Source organism: Streptomyces sp. NPDC001868 (assembly GCF_040297125.1).
Lineage (GTDB): Bacteria > Actinomycetota > Actinomycetes > Streptomycetales > Streptomycetaceae > Streptomyces.
Window position 1 is genome coordinate 135,819 of the sequence record NZ_JBEOYO010000009.1, and the last position, 14,222, is coordinate 150,040.

Genomic DNA, 14,222 nt, shown 5'->3' on the forward strand with positions numbered 1-14,222 from the left:
CGCCCCCGCCGCCCCTACCCGTCCCATCCCTGGGGGCTCCGCCCCCAGACCCCCGCTTTCGGCCTGAACGGCCTCGTCCTCAAACGCCGGACGGGCTGAAAGATCACGCCCCGGCGGCACGGTTCAGCCCCGACGCGCACGGTTCAGCCCCTCCGGCGTTTGAGGAGCGGGGTTCGGGGCGGAGCCCCGGGGATGGGACGGGTAGGGGCGGCGGGGGCGAGGAAACCCCGGTCAGCCCAGGCGTGCTTCCAGTTCCGCCACGATCTCGTTCACCCCGATCGCCACCTGCTCACCGGACTCCATGTCCTTCAACTGGACCACGCCCTCGGCGATGTCGCGCTCCCCCAGGACGAGGGCGTAGCGCGCACCGGACCGATTGGCCGCCTTCATCGCGGCCTTCAGCCCCTTCCCTCCGTACGAGAAGTCGGCCGCGATCCCCACCTTGCGCAACTCGGTGACCTTGGCGAACAGAACGCGGCGGGCCTCGTCGCCGAGCGGGACGGCGAACACGCTGGTGGCGGCGGGCAGTTCGAGCTCGACACCCTCCGCCTCCAGGGCCAGGACGGTGCGGTCGACACCAAGGGCCCAGCCCACCGACGGCAGCGCGGGGCCGCCGATCATCTCGGAGAGACCGTCGTAACGGCCGCCGCCGCCCACCGCGGACTGCGAGCCGAGACCGTCGTGGACGAACTCGAAGGTCGTACGGGTGTAGTAGTCCAGGCCGCGCACGAGCTTGAGGTCGTCCTCGAAGGCCACGCCCGCCGCCGTGATCAGCTCGCGCACCTCCTCGTGGTACGCCTTGCAGGCGTCGCAGAGGTAGTCGCGCAGCAACGGGGCGTCACCCAGCTGCTTCTGCACCGCCTCGCGCTTGTCGTCGAGGACCCGCAACGGGTTGATCTCCGCGCGGCGGAGCGTGTCCTCGTCCAGGTCGAGGCCGCGCAGGAACTCCTGCAGGGCGGCCCGGTAGACGGGACGGCACTCCTTGTCGCCGAGGCTGTTGAGCAGGATGCGGAAGTTCCTGAGGCCCAGCGAGCGGTACGCCTGGTCGGCCAGGATGATCAACTCGGCGTCCAGCGCCGGGTCCTCGGCACCGATGGCCTCGGCGCCGACCTGGGAGAAGTGGCGGTAGCGGCCCTTCTGGGGGCGCTCGTAGCGGTAGTACGAGCCGGAGTACCAGAGCTTGACCGGGAGGTTGCCCGCCTTGTGCAGGTTGCCCTCCAGGGCGGCGCGCAGGACGGAGGCGGTGCCCTCGGGGCGCAGGGCGAGCCTGTCGCCGCCCTTGGTCTCGAAGGCGTACATCTCCTTGGTCACGATGTCGGTGGACTCACCGACCCCGCGCGCGAACAGTTCGACGCTCTCGAAGCCAGGTGTCTCGATGTAGCCGTAGCCGGAGTCGCGCAGCGGCGCGGCGATGGCCTCGCGGACGGCCAGGTACTTGGCGCTGTCCGGGGGCAGCAGGTCGTACGTGCCCTTGGGGGCCTGAAAGGTGCTCACGGAAGGTCTCTCGTCACATTCCTCGTCGGGGAGGGGTCGTCGGACCCGCTCCCTGGCCGCCGGCGGCCACCTGCCGCAGATACGGATTGGTGGCGCGCTCCTGGCCGATGGTCGTCTGGGGGCCGTGGCCGGACAGCACCACGGTCGAGTCGTCGAGCGGCAGGCACACGCGGGCCAGCGAGTCGAGCATCTCGGCCATGTCACCGCCGGGCAGGTCGGTGCGTCCGATGGAGCCGGCGAAGAGCAGATCCCCGGAGAAGAACACGGAGGGGATCTCCGTGTTCTCGGGCATCCGGAAGGTCACCGACCCCTTGGTATGGCCGGGCGCGTGCGCGACGGACAGCTCCAGACCGGCCAGCTCCAGCTTGGCGCCGTCGGTCAGCTCCTTAACGTCGTCCGGCTCCCCCACGGTCAGCTCGCCCATGAGCGGCATACCGATGGAACGGCCGAGCGCCTTCTCGGGGTCGCTCATCATGTACCGGTCCTCGGGGTGGATCCACGCCGGTACGTCGTGCGCGCCGCACACCGGGACGACCGAGGCCACATGGTCGAGGTGGCCGTGGGTGAGGACGACGGCGACGGGCTTGAGCCGATGCTTCTTCAGCGTCTCCTCGACTCCCTGGGTGGCCTGGTGGCCCGGGTCGATGATCACGCACTCCTCACCGGCGGCGGGGGCGACCAGGTAACAGTTGGTCCCCCAGGCCCCGGCGGGGAACCCGGCAATGAGCACGATCGTCCTTCTTGTGTCGTACGAGGGTGGTGGGTTGCTGTGGATCAGAGCCTACCGGCGCTGCCGTTTCCTCAGCGAACCCATATACGGTACGGGTCACACGCAATCAGTCGACTCAACGGACGCGCGACGCACCCGTCGACGTACGAGACGCATGAGGAGAGAACCCCGTGGTCAGCCAGGATCAGCGGCGGCGTCAGCTCGCCCGGGAGAAGTTCTTGCGGCAGCAGCAGCGGCGTACGTCCGCGCGGCGCAAGGCCCATGTCCGCAACGCCGTGATCGCCTCGGTGCTCGGCGTGATCCTGGTGGGCAGTGTGGCGCTGTACACCACGGACGTCCTCAAGGGCGACGACAAGAAGGACAACGCGGGCGCGGAGGTGACCCCGAGCGCCTCGGCCAGCCCCAGCAAGGCGCCGGATCCGTGCGAGAAGGCGGCCGCGGGCAAGGTGAAGAAGCTCACCTACAAGAAGGAACCCGCGATCACCATCGACAAGACCGCGAAGTACACGATGGATCTGCAGACGACCTGCGGTTCCATCCCCATAACGATGGACGCGGCGAAGGCCCCGCACACGGTCAACTCGTTCGACTTCCTGGTGAACAAGGGCTACTTGGATCACACCAAGTGCCACCGGCTCACCACGCAGGGCATCTACGTGCTGCAGTGCGGTGACCCGCAGGGCACCGGCATGGGCGGTCCCGGCTACACGATCCCGGACGAGAACCTGAAGGACTCGCGTCTGAAGGGCGATGTGTACCCGGCGGGCACGGTCGCGATGGCGAACCAGTTCAACGCGCAGACGGGCGAGGGCAAGAACAGCGGCGGAAGCCAGTTCTTCCTCGTCTTCCAGGACAGCCCGCTGCCGGCCAACTACACACCGTTCGGCACGATCTCCGAGGCCGGTATGAAGGTTCTGACGAAGATCGCCAAGGCCGGCGAGAACACGGGCATGGGTGATGGGACGCCCAATGCGACCGTTGTGATCAACAAGGCGACGGTCAAGAAGTCCTGACTGCCAACAGTGAAATTTCGGTCGCGCGGGATGCGGACAGGCAACCCGCCGGTCGCCTATGTTGGCCGTGACGAAACTGTGGACGATGCCCGGGGGCACTGAGGCCCCTTGCAGGCATCATGTGGAGGAGGCGCTGTGAGCAGCGACCCGTGGGGCCGCGTCGACGAGACGGGGACCGTGTACGTGCGTACGGCCGACGGCGAGCAGGTCGTCGGTTCCTGGCAGGCCGGCTCCCCTGAGGAAGCGCTGGCCTACTTCGAGCGCAAGTACGAGGGCTTGGTCGTCGAAATCGGCCTCCTCGAGAAGCGGGTGAAGACCACCGACCTGTCGGCGAAGGACGCTCAGGTCGCGATCGACCACATTCGCGAGCAGGTGGACGCGCATCACGCGGTCGGTGACCTGGACGCGCTGAAGGTGCGGCTGGACAAGCTCGTCGAGACGGTCGAGGCGCGCCGCGAGGAGCGCAAGCAGCAGCGGGCGAAGCAGTCCGACGAGGCCCGGCACGCCAAGGAGGCGCTGGTCACCGAGGCGGAGGAGCTGGCCCAGTCCGACCAGTGGCGGTCCGCCGGTGAGCGGCTGCGGGCGCTGGTGGACACCTGGAAGGGTCTGCCGCGGCTGGACCGCAAGTCCGACGACGAGCTCTGGCACCGCTTCTCGCACGCCCGCTCGGCGTTCTCCAAGCGTCGCAAGGCCCACTTCGCGCAGCTCGACGCGCAGCGCGAGGACGCCCGCAAGACCAAGGAGAAGCTGGTCGCGGAGGCCGAGTCGCTGTCGAACTCCACCGACTGGGGGCCCACGGCGGCGCGCTACCGCGAGCTGATGGCCGATTGGAAGGCCGCGGGACGCGCCCAGCGTGAGCACGAGGACGACCTGTGGAACCGCTTCCGCGGTGCCCAGGACGTCTTCTTCGCCGCCCGCAGCTCGGTGTTCGCCGAGCGTGACGCGGAGCAGACGGAGAACCTCAAGCTCAAGGAGGAACTGGCCGGGGAGGCGGAGAAGATCCTGCCGGTCACGGATCTGAAGACGGCCCGTGCCGCCTTCCGCTCGGTCAACGAGCGGTGGGAGGCCATCGGCCATGTGCCGCGTGACGCCCGCCCGAAGGTCGAGGGCCGGATGCACGCGGTGGAGCGGGCGATCCAGGAGGCCGAGGAGGCCGAGTGGCGCCGTACCAACCCGGAGGCCCGTGCCCGCGCGGCCGGTCTCACGGGCCAGCTCCAGGCCGCCGTGGACAAGCTGACGAGCCAGATCGAGGCGGCCCGCGCCCAGGGCAACAACGCCAAGGCGGACAAGCTCCAGCGTGAGCTGGACGGCCGCCAGGCCCTGCTGGACCAGGCGCTGAAGGGTCTGCAGGAGTTCGGCGGCTGACGCCGACAGCACACGAGTGAGGGGCTCCCGTACGAACCGTACGGGAGCCCCTCACTCGTGTGTCGTGTCGTGCCGGGTCTACGGCTGTCGTGCCTAAGGCCTGCGCGCCGACGTCACCCGGTACACGTCGTAGACGCCCTCCACGCCGCGTACGGCCTTCAGGACGTGGCCCAGGTGCTTCGGGTCGCCCATCTCGAAGGTGAAGCGGGAGGTGGCCACACGGTCGCGGGAGGTCTGGACGGCGGCCGAGAGGATGTTGACGTGCTGGTCCGAGAGGACCCGGGTGACGTCCGACAGCAGTCGGCTGCGGTCCAGGGCCTCGACCTGTATGGCGACGAGGAAGACCGAGGACTGGGTGGGCGCCCATTCGACGTCGAGGATGCGCTCGGGCTCACGGGAGAGCGACTCGACGTTGACGCAGTCGCTGCGGTGAACCGATACGCCACTGCCCCGGGTCACGAAGCCGATGATGGGGTCGCCGGGGACGGGCGTACAACAGCGGGCGAGCTTGACCCAGACGTCGTCGACGCCCTTGACCACGACACCGGGGTCGTTGCTGCCGCGCCGCTTGCGGCTGCGGCCCCGGGTGGGCGGTACGGACTCGTCGATCTCCTCGGTGGCCGCCTCCTCGCCGCCGAGGGCCTGGACGAGCTTCTGCACCACGCTCTGCGCGGAGACATGGCCTTCGCCTATGGCCGCGTAGAGCGCGGAGATGTCCGGGTAGCGCATCTCGTGGGCGAGGGTGACGAGCGAGTCGCCGGTGAGGATGCGCTGGATCGGCAGGTTCTGCTTGCGCATCGCGCGGACGATGGCGTCCTTGCCCTGCTCGATGGCCTCGTCGCGGCGCTCCTTGGAGAACCAGGCGCGGATCTTGTTGCGGGCCCGGGGGGACTTCACGAAGCCGAGCCAGTCGCGGGAGGGGCCCGCCCCGGCCGCCTTCGAGGTGAAGACCTCCACCAGGTCGCCGTTGTCGAGGGTGGATTCGAGGGGGACCAAGCGGCCGTTGACCCGGGCGCCTATGGTGCGGTGGCCGACCTCGGTGTGGACCGCGTAGGCGAAGTCGACGGGGGTCGCGCTGGCCGGCAGCGCTATCACGTCGCCCTTCGGCGTGAAGACGAAGACCTCGTTGCGGGACAGGTCGAAGCGCAGGGACTCCAGGAACTCGCCGGGGTCCTCGGTCTCCTTCTGCCAGTCGAGGAGCTGACGCAGCCACGCCATGTCGTTGAGGTGGTCGTCCTTGCCGGTGGTCCTCGGCTGGTCCGAGCGGACCTTGGAGGCGCCGGCGACGGCCTCCTGCTTGTACTTCCAGTGCGCGGCGATGCCGTACTCGGCGCGGCGGTGCATGTCGAACGTACGGATCTGGAGCTCGACGGGCTTGCCGTTGGGTCCGATGACCGTCGTGTGCAGCGACTGGTACATGTTGAACTTGGGCATCGCGATGTAGTCCTTGAACCGCCCCGGAACCGGGTTCCAGCGGGCGTGGACGGTGCCCAGGGCCGCGTAGCAGTCGCGGACGGTGTCCACCAGGACACGGATGCCGACCAGGTCGTAGATCTCCGCGAAGTCACGGCCGCGGACGATCATCTTCTGGTAGACGCTGTAGTAGTGCTTCGGGCGGCCGGTGACGGTGGCCTTGATGCGGGCGGCCCGCAGGTCCTGCTGGACCTCGTCGGTCACTATGGCCAGATACTCGTCACGCTTCGGTGCCCGCTCGGCCACCAGCCGGACGATCTCGTCGTACATCTTGGGGTAGAGGATCGCGAAGGCGAGGTCCTCCAGCTCCCACTTGATGGTGTTCATGCCCAGGCGGTGGGCGAGCGGCGCGTAGATCTCCAGGGTCTCGCGCGCCTTCTTCTCCTGCTTCTCGCGCTTGAGGTAGCGCATGGTGCGCATGTTGTGCAGGCGGTCGGCGAGCTTGATGACCAGGACGCGAGGGTCCTTTGCCATGGCGACGACCATCTTGCGCACGGTCTCGGCCTGGGCCGCCTCGCCGAACTTGACCTTGTCGAGCTTGGTGACGCCGTCGACGAGGAGGGCGACGGAGTCGCCGAAGTCGCGGCGGAGCTGGTCGAGGCCGTACTCGGTGTCCTCGACCGTGTCGTGCAGCAGCCCGGCCATCAGGGTGGCCGGATCCATGCCCAGCTCGGCGAGGATGGTGGTGACGGCGAGCGGGTGCGTGATGTACGGGTCGCCGCTCTTGCGCTTCTGGCCCCGGTGCCAGCGCTCGGCGACCTGGTAGGCCTTCTCGATCTGGCGGAGCGTCGACGTCTCGATCTTCGGGTCGTTGCTGCGCACGATCCGCAGCAGCGGCTCCAGGACCGGGTTGTACGGGTTGGAGCGCTGCACACCGAGGCGGGCGAGCCGGGCGCGTACGCGGTTGGAGGAGCCGGAGCGCGCGGGCTGGCCCGTGGTGGCGGGGCGGGGCGGGGGCGCCGGAGCGGGCGCGGGCGCGGGGCTCTCGGGCGCGGCCGGCTTGGGGCGTGATGGCTCGGCGGCCTTCTCGGCGGGAGCGGACTGGGCGTGCTCGACCGAGCCCGGCGCGGAGGTCGCGGAGTCGGCGGGGTTCGCCTTCGTCGCGTTCTGCGCGGGCGTGGCCGCGGGGCCCGAGGCGGGCTCGGGCTTGGCGGCGGTCAGGTGCTGGGCCTCGTCTGCCAAGAGGGCTCCTCGTGCGCGATCCGGGTCCCCGGTCAGGCTCCGGAGGACCCATGGTAGCGATCCCGCGCCCCGGGATCGCCTTCAGGCCACTGTGAGGGCGGTCTACCTGTGAAACACGAGGGGTGCGCGGCGGATTCCGGGGGCCGCGTAGACGGGGTTGCGGTGGTCTGTTCCGTGCGGGTTGTGTGGGGTTGCTCGCGCGGTTCCCCGCGCCCCTTTGGCGCGCGCCCTGCGGGGCGTGCGATACGGAGCGCGCGATACGCGATACGGACCGCGGGAAATGCGGTGCGCAAGGCGGCGCTCAACGCGGCGGGCGCCCCGGGAAAGGATTCCGGGGCGCCCGCCGTGTGCTCGCGTGCTGTGTCAGACGGTGATCAGGGCCTCCAGCGGGGCCCCGGCCAGCGCGGTCTGCAGGCGCTGTCGGCCCGGGAGGAAGGACAGCTCCATCAGGACCGCGACGCCGGCGACCTCGGCGCCCGCGCGGCGGATCAGCTGGAGCGAGGCCTCCGCGGTACCGCCGGTGGCGAGGACGTCGTCGATGACCATGACGCGGTCGCCCGCGGCCAGGTCCTCGGCGTGCACCTCGATCTCGGCGGAGCCGTACTCCAGGTCGTACGCCTGGCTGAGCGTGGCTCCGGGGAGCTTGCCCGCCTTGCGTACGGGGATGAAGCCGACGCCCGCGCGGACGGCGGCCGGGGCGCCCAGGATGAAGCCCCGGGCCTCCAGGCCGACGATCTTCGTGGCGCCGTGCCGCACGGTCAGCTCCGCCAGCGCGTCCGTCAGCGCGGTGAACGCCGCCGGGTCGGCCAGCAGCGGGGTGATGTCCTTGAACAGCACCCCCGGCTCCGGGTAGTCCGCGACATCACGGATGCGGCTGAGCAGCAGTTCCTTGATGTCGGTCATCGACGCTTACCGCCCCGGCCGCGACTGCGGCTCCCGGACTGGGCGCGGGGGCCGACCACCGCGGGGGTGGCGTCCTCCGGCTCGTCGTCGTAGGGACCGTCGGCCGCCGGCTCCGGGTCCTGCTCGGCCTGGGCCCGCTTGGCGAGCACCCGCTTCTTGAGGGCCTTCAGCTGCGGCTCGCGCTCCTTGAGGTCGGCGACGAGCGGCGTGGCGATGAAGATCGACGAGTACGCGCCGGCCGCGAGGCCGACGAACAGCGACAGCGAGATGTCGTTGAGCATGCCCGCGCCGAGGACACCGCCACCGATGAACAGCAGACCGGCGACCGGCAGCAGCGCGACCACCGTGGTGTTGATCGACCGCACCAGGGTGCTGTTGATCGAACGGTTGGCGATCTCCGCGTACGTCCAGCGGGTCTGCTTGGTGATGTCCTTCGTCTGCTCCTTGAGGCTGTCGAAGACGACGACCGTGTCGTAGAGCGAGTAACCGAGGATCGTGAGCAGACCGATCACCGTACCCGGCGTCACCTCGAAGCCGACGAGGGCGTAGATGCCGATGGTGATGGTGATGTCGTGGATCAGGGCGACGAACGCGGCGATGGCCATGCGCAGCTCGAACGCGATCGCCAGATAGATCACCACGAGGACCAGGAAGATCGCGAGGCCCTGCCAGGCCTTGTTGGCGACCTGCTCACCCCAACTGGGGCCGACCAGGTCGGCGTTGATCGTCTCCGCGTCGACCTTGAGGTCCTTGGCGAGTTCCCGCTGGATCTCGTCGGACTTCGCCGTGTCCACACCGGCGATCTGGATGCGCAGGGTGTCGTTGCCGAGCTTCTGGACGATCGCGTCGTGGCCGGAGGCCTCCTCCGCGTACGTCTCGGCCTGGGTGACCGAGACGCTCGTCTTCTCCGTGGTGAAGACGGCACCGCCCTGGAACTCGATGCCCATGGTCAGACCGCGGACCGCCAGGCCGACGATGGCCGTGATGGTGATCAGGATCGAGACGCCGTACCAGATCTTGCGGTTGCCGACGAAGTCGTAGCCGACCTCGCCGCGGTGGAGTCGGGCTCCGAGGTCACCGAGCTTCGACATCTCAGGCCTCCTTCGGGTCGGCGGGGACGACGGGACGGCGGGTGCGGCGCAGCGGCGGCCGGGCACCCAGTCGCTTCGGGTCGAGACCGGACCAGCTGTGGCCGTTCCCGAAGAACTTCGTGCGGGCCAGCAGCGTCAGCAGCGGCTTGGTGAAGAGGAAGACCACCACCACGTCGAGCACGGTCGTCAGACCGAGCGTGAACGCGAAGCCCTGGACCTTGCCGACGGTGACGACGAAGAGCACCGCGGCGGAGAGGAACGACACGAAGTCGGAGACCAGGATGGTGCGCCGGGCACGCGGCCAGGCCCGCTCGACGGCGGGGCGCAGCGTGCGGCCTTCGCGGATCTCGTCCCGGACGCGTTCGAAGTACACGATGAACGAGTCCGCCGTGATACCGATCGCGACGATCGCACCGCAGACGGCCGGGAGGTTCAGCGCGAAGCCGATCGTCGGACCGAGCAGCGCCATGATCACGTAGGTCAGGGCCGCCGAGACGAGCAGTGAGGCGATGGCGATCAGCGACAGGCCGCGGTAGTAGACGATCAGGTAGATCATGACCAGGGCCAGACCGATCGCACCGGCGATCAGGCCGGCCTGCAGCTGGTCGGTGCCGAGCGCGGGGCTGACGGTGGTGACGCTCGACTCCTTGAAGGTCAGCGGGAGCGCGCCGTACGACAGCATGTTGGCGAGGTTCTGGGCCTCCTCCTGCGTGAAGCTGCCGGAGATCTCGGCCTTGCCGCCGGTGACCGCCGCCTGCACGTAGGGGTGGGAGACGACCTCGTCGTCGAGGACGATCGCGAACTCGTTCTGCGGGGAGGTCTGGGTCGCCAGCTGGCCGGTGATGTCGGCGAACTTCTTCTCACCCTTGGAGTCGAAGTCCATGACGACCTGCCAGCCGGTGCCGCTCTGCGTGTCGAGCAGCGCCTGGGCCTTCTCGACCTCGGTGCCGTCGACCCCGACCGGGCCGAGCACGAACTTGCTCCAGCTGCCGTTGTCCTGGCCGCAGGCCACGACGACGTCGGTGGTCTTGCCCTTGCCGGCCTCGGCACGCTGCTTCGGGTCGTTGCAGTCGAGGGCGGCGAACTTGGCCTGGAGCGCCTGGGTCTCCGCGTCGACGCTCGGGCTCGCCGACGGCGAGGCCTTGTCGGAGGCCTTGGCGGACGCCGAGCCGCTGCCGGAGGGCGTGGGGTCGGCCTTCAGCGCGTCGGTGAGCGCACGGCCCTGGGACGTGGCGGAGGACGTCGGGTCGGCGGAGTCACCGGACTCGGGCGAGGTGGCCTCGTCCTTGTCCGTTCCCTTGCCGTCGGAGCTCGACGGGCTCGGCGAGCCGCTGCCACTGGCGCTGGTGCTCGGCGAGGCGCTCGGCGTCTGCGGCGTGCCGGCGCCTACCTGGCTCTGCAGAACCGGACGGAAGTACAGCTTCGCGGTGGTGCCGACCTGATCCCTGGCCTCTTCGGAATCCGTGCCCTTGGGAATGTTGACAATGATGTTCTCATTGCCCTGGGTCTGGACCTCCGCCTCGGACACGCCCAGACCGTTGACACGGCGGTTCATGATCTCGACCGCTGTGTCCATGTTGGTCTTGTTGATCGCGTTGGGCTGACCGGGCTCGTTGATCGCCGTCAACGTGATGCTCGTACCACCGGCGAGGTCGATGCCGAGACGCGGTGTGGTGTGTCCGGAGGCAAACATTCCCCCGGTGAGCGCCACAAGGGCGATCAGGATGAGGGCCAGCGCGCGCCCAGGCTTGCTCTGGGCGCTCGCGCTCCGGCCCTTCTTCGGTGCTGCCACCTTCTCGTACTCCCTCTCGGGCCGCCGTACGCGGGGTCAGCGCGGGGCGGCCATGACTGGTGTCGGGAATCCGGGCGAAAACGGCACGTACCCGGGGCGCGGGCGGTTCTCGCTCGCACTCCCGGGACGTGACTACTTCGCGTCGGACTCGCCGTCGGCCTTCTTCGGCTCTGCTTCGACGGTCTTGTCGTCGGCCTTGTCGGCGGCCTTCGCCTCGGCGGGCTCGTCGGCCGCGTCGTCGGACGCGTCCTTCTTGCCGAGGTCGATGGGCTTGTCGTCGGAAGCGGCGGAAGCGTCGTCGGAGGGCTCGTCGGTCTCGGTGAGGGAGGAGGCGTCGTCCGGGACGACGTCGGACTTCAGGTCGTGCTCGATGCCGTGGACGATGCGGTTGTACTCCTCGTCGCTGAGGACGGCACCGATGGAGTTCTTGGCGAACAGCAGCTCGACGCCCGGCCCGGCGTCGAGGAGGACGGTGTCCTCGCTGACCTCCTTGACGGTCGCGTACATGCCCCCGATCGTGCGGACGCCGGAACCGGGCTGCATCTGGTTCCGCATGTCGACGGCCTGCTGCTGCTTCTTCTTGGCCGATCGGGTCATCAGGATCATGGCCCCGATGAGCACGATGAACGGGAGGAGGGTCACGAGACTCACGGGTCGGAACTTCCTTCACACGACCGCGATGGCGAGCGGCCTGATGGTTGGGGGTATGTGTGCTGCCGACAAGGGCGGCATCGGCGGAGTCTAAGCGAGTCCACCGTGATGGAACAACGCACAGCATGTCACCGGGGTTCCATGCCGGGCGAGTACCGCGCCGTCACGAGACGGTCACGCCCCGAACAGGTCCTGTTGTCCGTTTCCGCCGGTCGTGCCGCGTGGCGGGGTGAGTCCGAGGTGGGCCCAGGCGGCGGGCGTCGCCACCCGGCCGCGGGGGGTCCGGGCGAGGAGTCCTTCGCGGACGAGGAAGGGCTCGGCGACCTCCTCGACGGTCTCGCGCTCCTCCCCCACGGCGACGGCGAGCGTGGACAGGCCGACCGGTCCGCCGCCGAAGAGCTTGAGCAGGGCTTCGAGGACACCCCGGTCGAGGCGGTCGAGGCCGCGGGCGTCCACCTCGTAGACCGCGAGGGCGGCGCCGGCGATGTCGCGGGTGATGAAGCCGTCGGCCTTGACCTGCGCGTAGTCCCGTACGCGGCGCAGCAGACGGTTGGCGATACGGGGCGTCCCGCGCGAGCGGCCCGCGATCTCGGCGGCTCCGTCCGTGTCGATCTCGACGTCGAGGAGGTGGGCCGAGCGGTGGATGACCCGCTCCAGCTCGGCGGGCTCGTAGAACTCCATGTGCGCGGTGAAGCCGAAGCGGTCGCGCAGCGGCGGCGGCAGCAGTCCCGCGCGGGTGGTGGCGCCGACCAGGGTGAAGGGCGGCAGTTCGAGGGGGATCGCGGTGGCGCCGGGGCCCTTGCCGACGATCACGTCGACGCGGAAGTCCTCCATCGCCATGTACAGCATCTCCTCGGCGGGCCGGGACATGCGGTGGATCTCGTCGAGGAAGAGGACCTCGCCCTCCTGGAGAGAGGAGAGGATCGCGGCGAGGTCGCCGGCGTGCTGGATGGCCGGGCCGGAGGTGATGCGGATCGGGGCGCCCATCTCGGCCGCGATGATCATCGAGAGGGTGGTCTTGCCGAGGCCCGGGGCGCCGGAGAGCAGGACGTGGTCGGCGGTGGCCCCCCGCGCGCGTGCGGCCCGCAGGACCAGGTCGAGTTGTTCGCGGACCTTCTCCTGGCCGATGAACTCGTCCAGGTCCTTGGGGCGCAGGGCGGCCTCGACGGCCTGGTCCTCACGGTCGGCGACAGAGCCCACCAGCCGGTCGGGGGCGGTGTCGTCGGTCGTGTCGTCCCAGTTCATTGCGTGTGCCTCGGGGTCGCGGTCGGATGGGCGGAGCTTCGCTACGTGGGTCAGCGGGTTCTGTTGAGGGTCTGGAGGGCGGCCTTCAGCAGCTGGCCCACCTGGGGCGTGCCCGCAGCGGCCTCGGCCTGGGGGGCGACGGCCGACACGGCCTCGTCGGCCTCGCGGGTGGCGTACCCGAGGCCGATCAGGGCGGCGTGCAGTTGATCGCGCCAGCCCTGGGTGACCGGGGCGCCGATCGCGGGGGCGCCGATCGGCTCGCCGAGGCGGTCCTTCAACTCCAGCAGCAGCTTCTGGGCGCCCTTCTTGCCGATGCCGGGGACGGCGATCAGCGCCTTCTCGTCGCCGGTGGCCACCGCGCGGCGCAGGGCGTCGGGGTTGTGCACGGCGAGCATCGCCTGCGCCAGGCGGGGGCCGACGCCGCTTGCCGTTTGCAGCAGTTCGAAGACCTGGCGCTCGTCGTCGTCCACGAATCCGTAGAGGGTGAGCGAGTCCTCGCGGACCACCAGGGACGTGGCCAGCTTGGTCTGCTGTCCCATGCGCAGCCCGGAGAGGGTGTTGGGTGTGCACTGGACCGCGATCCCGATCCCGCCCACCTCGACCACCGCGGAGTCGGGGGCGAGGGCGGCGACCGGGCCGGTGACGAAGGCGATCATGCCGTACGGCCTTTCGAAGCGTGCAGGGCGACGGCCTGCTGGAGGCGGTTCTGCGCGGGGGCCCGCCAGATGTGACAGATGGCGAGGGCGAGGGCGTCGGCGGCGTCCGCCGGCTTCGGGGGTGCGTCGAGCCGGAGAAGACGGGTGACCATGGCGCCGACCTGGGCCTTGTCGGCACGGCCGCTGCCGGTGACGGCGGCCTTGACCTCGCTGGGGGTGTGCAGGGCGACGGGGATGCCGCGGCGGGCGGCGCACAGCATCGCCACGGCGCTGGCCTGGGCGGTGCCCATGACCGTCCGGACGTTGTGCTGGCTGAACACCCGCTCCACGGCGACGAATTCGGGGCGGTGCTCGTCGAGCCACTGCTCGATGCCCTGCTCGATCGCGACGAGACGGTGCCCCAACTCCGCGTTCGCGGGCGTCCGGACGACTCCGACGCCGAGCATGGTGAGCGGCCGTCCGGCGACGCCTTCCACCACACCGACACCGCATCGGGTCAGCCCCGGGTCCACCCCCAGTACGCGCACCGCGCCCCTCCCATCGATCACCTGTTTGTGCAGGCTATCGGGTGCCGCTGACAACGGCCGCCAACGCAACGGCCCGAGAACGCGACGGGCCGACGGGGTG

The 14,222-nt window shown here is 69.7% G+C and carries 12 protein-coding genes; 2 read left to right on the top strand and 10 right to left on the bottom strand.

What is annotated here, in order from left to right; all coding sequences use genetic code 11:
• Positions 1-231 precede the first annotated feature (231 nt).
• Together hisS and ABT147_RS13985 are read right to left on the bottom strand one after the other, a co-directional pair.
• Entirely contained in the window at positions 232-1,494 is a 1,263-nt protein-coding gene (gene hisS, locus ABT147_RS13980) for a histidine--tRNA ligase (RefSeq protein ID WP_351405428.1), read from the bottom strand.
• A gap of 13 nt (positions 1,495-1,507) precedes the next feature.
• Positions 1,508-2,224: an MBL fold metallo-hydrolase gene (locus tag ABT147_RS13985; RefSeq protein WP_184896366.1), complete on the bottom strand. Its 717-nt coding sequence runs from the start codon at positions 2,222-2,224 to the stop codon at positions 1,508-1,510.
• Between the two features lie 170 nt (positions 2,225-2,394).
• On the opposite strand from ABT147_RS13985, the gene ABT147_RS13990 reads away from it, so the two are divergent.
• Both ABT147_RS13990 and ABT147_RS13995 read left to right on the top strand, forming a co-directional pair.
• Positions 2,395-3,237 (top strand): peptidylprolyl isomerase, encoded by an 843-nt coding sequence (locus ABT147_RS13990; protein ID WP_351405430.1) that lies wholly within the window; start codon positions 2,395-2,397, stop codon positions 3,235-3,237.
• 135 nt (positions 3,238-3,372) lie between these two features.
• Positions 3,373-4,602, top strand: a complete 1,230-nt coding sequence (locus ABT147_RS13995; protein WP_351405432.1) for a DUF349 domain-containing protein — start codon at positions 3,373-3,375, stop codon at positions 4,600-4,602.
• Positions 4,603-4,695: 93 nt separating this feature from the next.
• On the opposite strand, the gene ABT147_RS14000 is transcribed toward ABT147_RS13995, so the two are convergent.
• The 8 genes from ABT147_RS14000 to ruvC form a co-directional block, all read right to left on the bottom strand.
• Positions 4,696-7,257: a RelA/SpoT family protein gene (locus ABT147_RS14000; RefSeq protein WP_351405435.1), complete on the bottom strand. Its 2,562-nt coding sequence runs from the start codon at positions 7,255-7,257 to the stop codon at positions 4,696-4,698.
• 363 nt (positions 7,258-7,620) lie between these two features.
• Positions 7,621-8,160, bottom strand: a complete 540-nt coding sequence (locus ABT147_RS14005; protein WP_351405437.1) for an adenine phosphoribosyltransferase — start codon at positions 8,158-8,160, stop codon at positions 7,621-7,623.
• Positions 8,157-9,251 carry a protein translocase subunit SecF gene (secF, locus tag ABT147_RS14010; protein ID WP_351405439.1) on the bottom strand — a complete coding sequence of 365 codons (1,095 nt, stop codon included), beginning with the start codon at positions 9,249-9,251 and terminating at the stop codon, positions 8,157-8,159. The genes ABT147_RS14005 and secF overlap by 4 nt, the downstream gene beginning before the upstream one ends.
• 1 nt (position 9,252) lies before the next feature.
• Positions 9,253-11,043, bottom strand: a complete 1,791-nt coding sequence (gene secD, locus ABT147_RS14015; protein WP_351405441.1) for a protein translocase subunit SecD — start codon at positions 11,041-11,043, stop codon at positions 9,253-9,255.
• 132 nt (positions 11,044-11,175) lie between these two features.
• Complete coding sequence (gene yajC, locus ABT147_RS14020) at positions 11,176-11,694, bottom strand: preprotein translocase subunit YajC (RefSeq protein WP_351405443.1); 519 nt, start codon at positions 11,692-11,694, stop codon at positions 11,176-11,178.
• A 174-nt stretch (positions 11,695-11,868) separates the two neighbouring features.
• Positions 11,869-12,939, bottom strand: a complete 1,071-nt coding sequence (ruvB, locus tag ABT147_RS14025; protein WP_351405445.1) for a Holliday junction branch migration DNA helicase RuvB — start codon at positions 12,937-12,939, stop codon at positions 11,869-11,871.
• Positions 12,940-12,989: 50 nt separating this feature from the next.
• A complete protein-coding gene (gene ruvA / locus ABT147_RS14030; RefSeq protein ID WP_351405447.1) occupies positions 12,990-13,595 on the bottom strand; it encodes a Holliday junction branch migration protein RuvA in 606 nt (201 codons plus the stop codon).
• Entirely contained in the window at positions 13,592-14,122 is a 531-nt protein-coding gene (gene ruvC, locus ABT147_RS14035) for a crossover junction endodeoxyribonuclease RuvC (protein ID WP_351405626.1), read from the bottom strand. The genes ruvA and ruvC overlap by 4 nt, the downstream gene beginning before the upstream one ends.
• Positions 14,123-14,222: the final 100 nt, after the last annotated feature.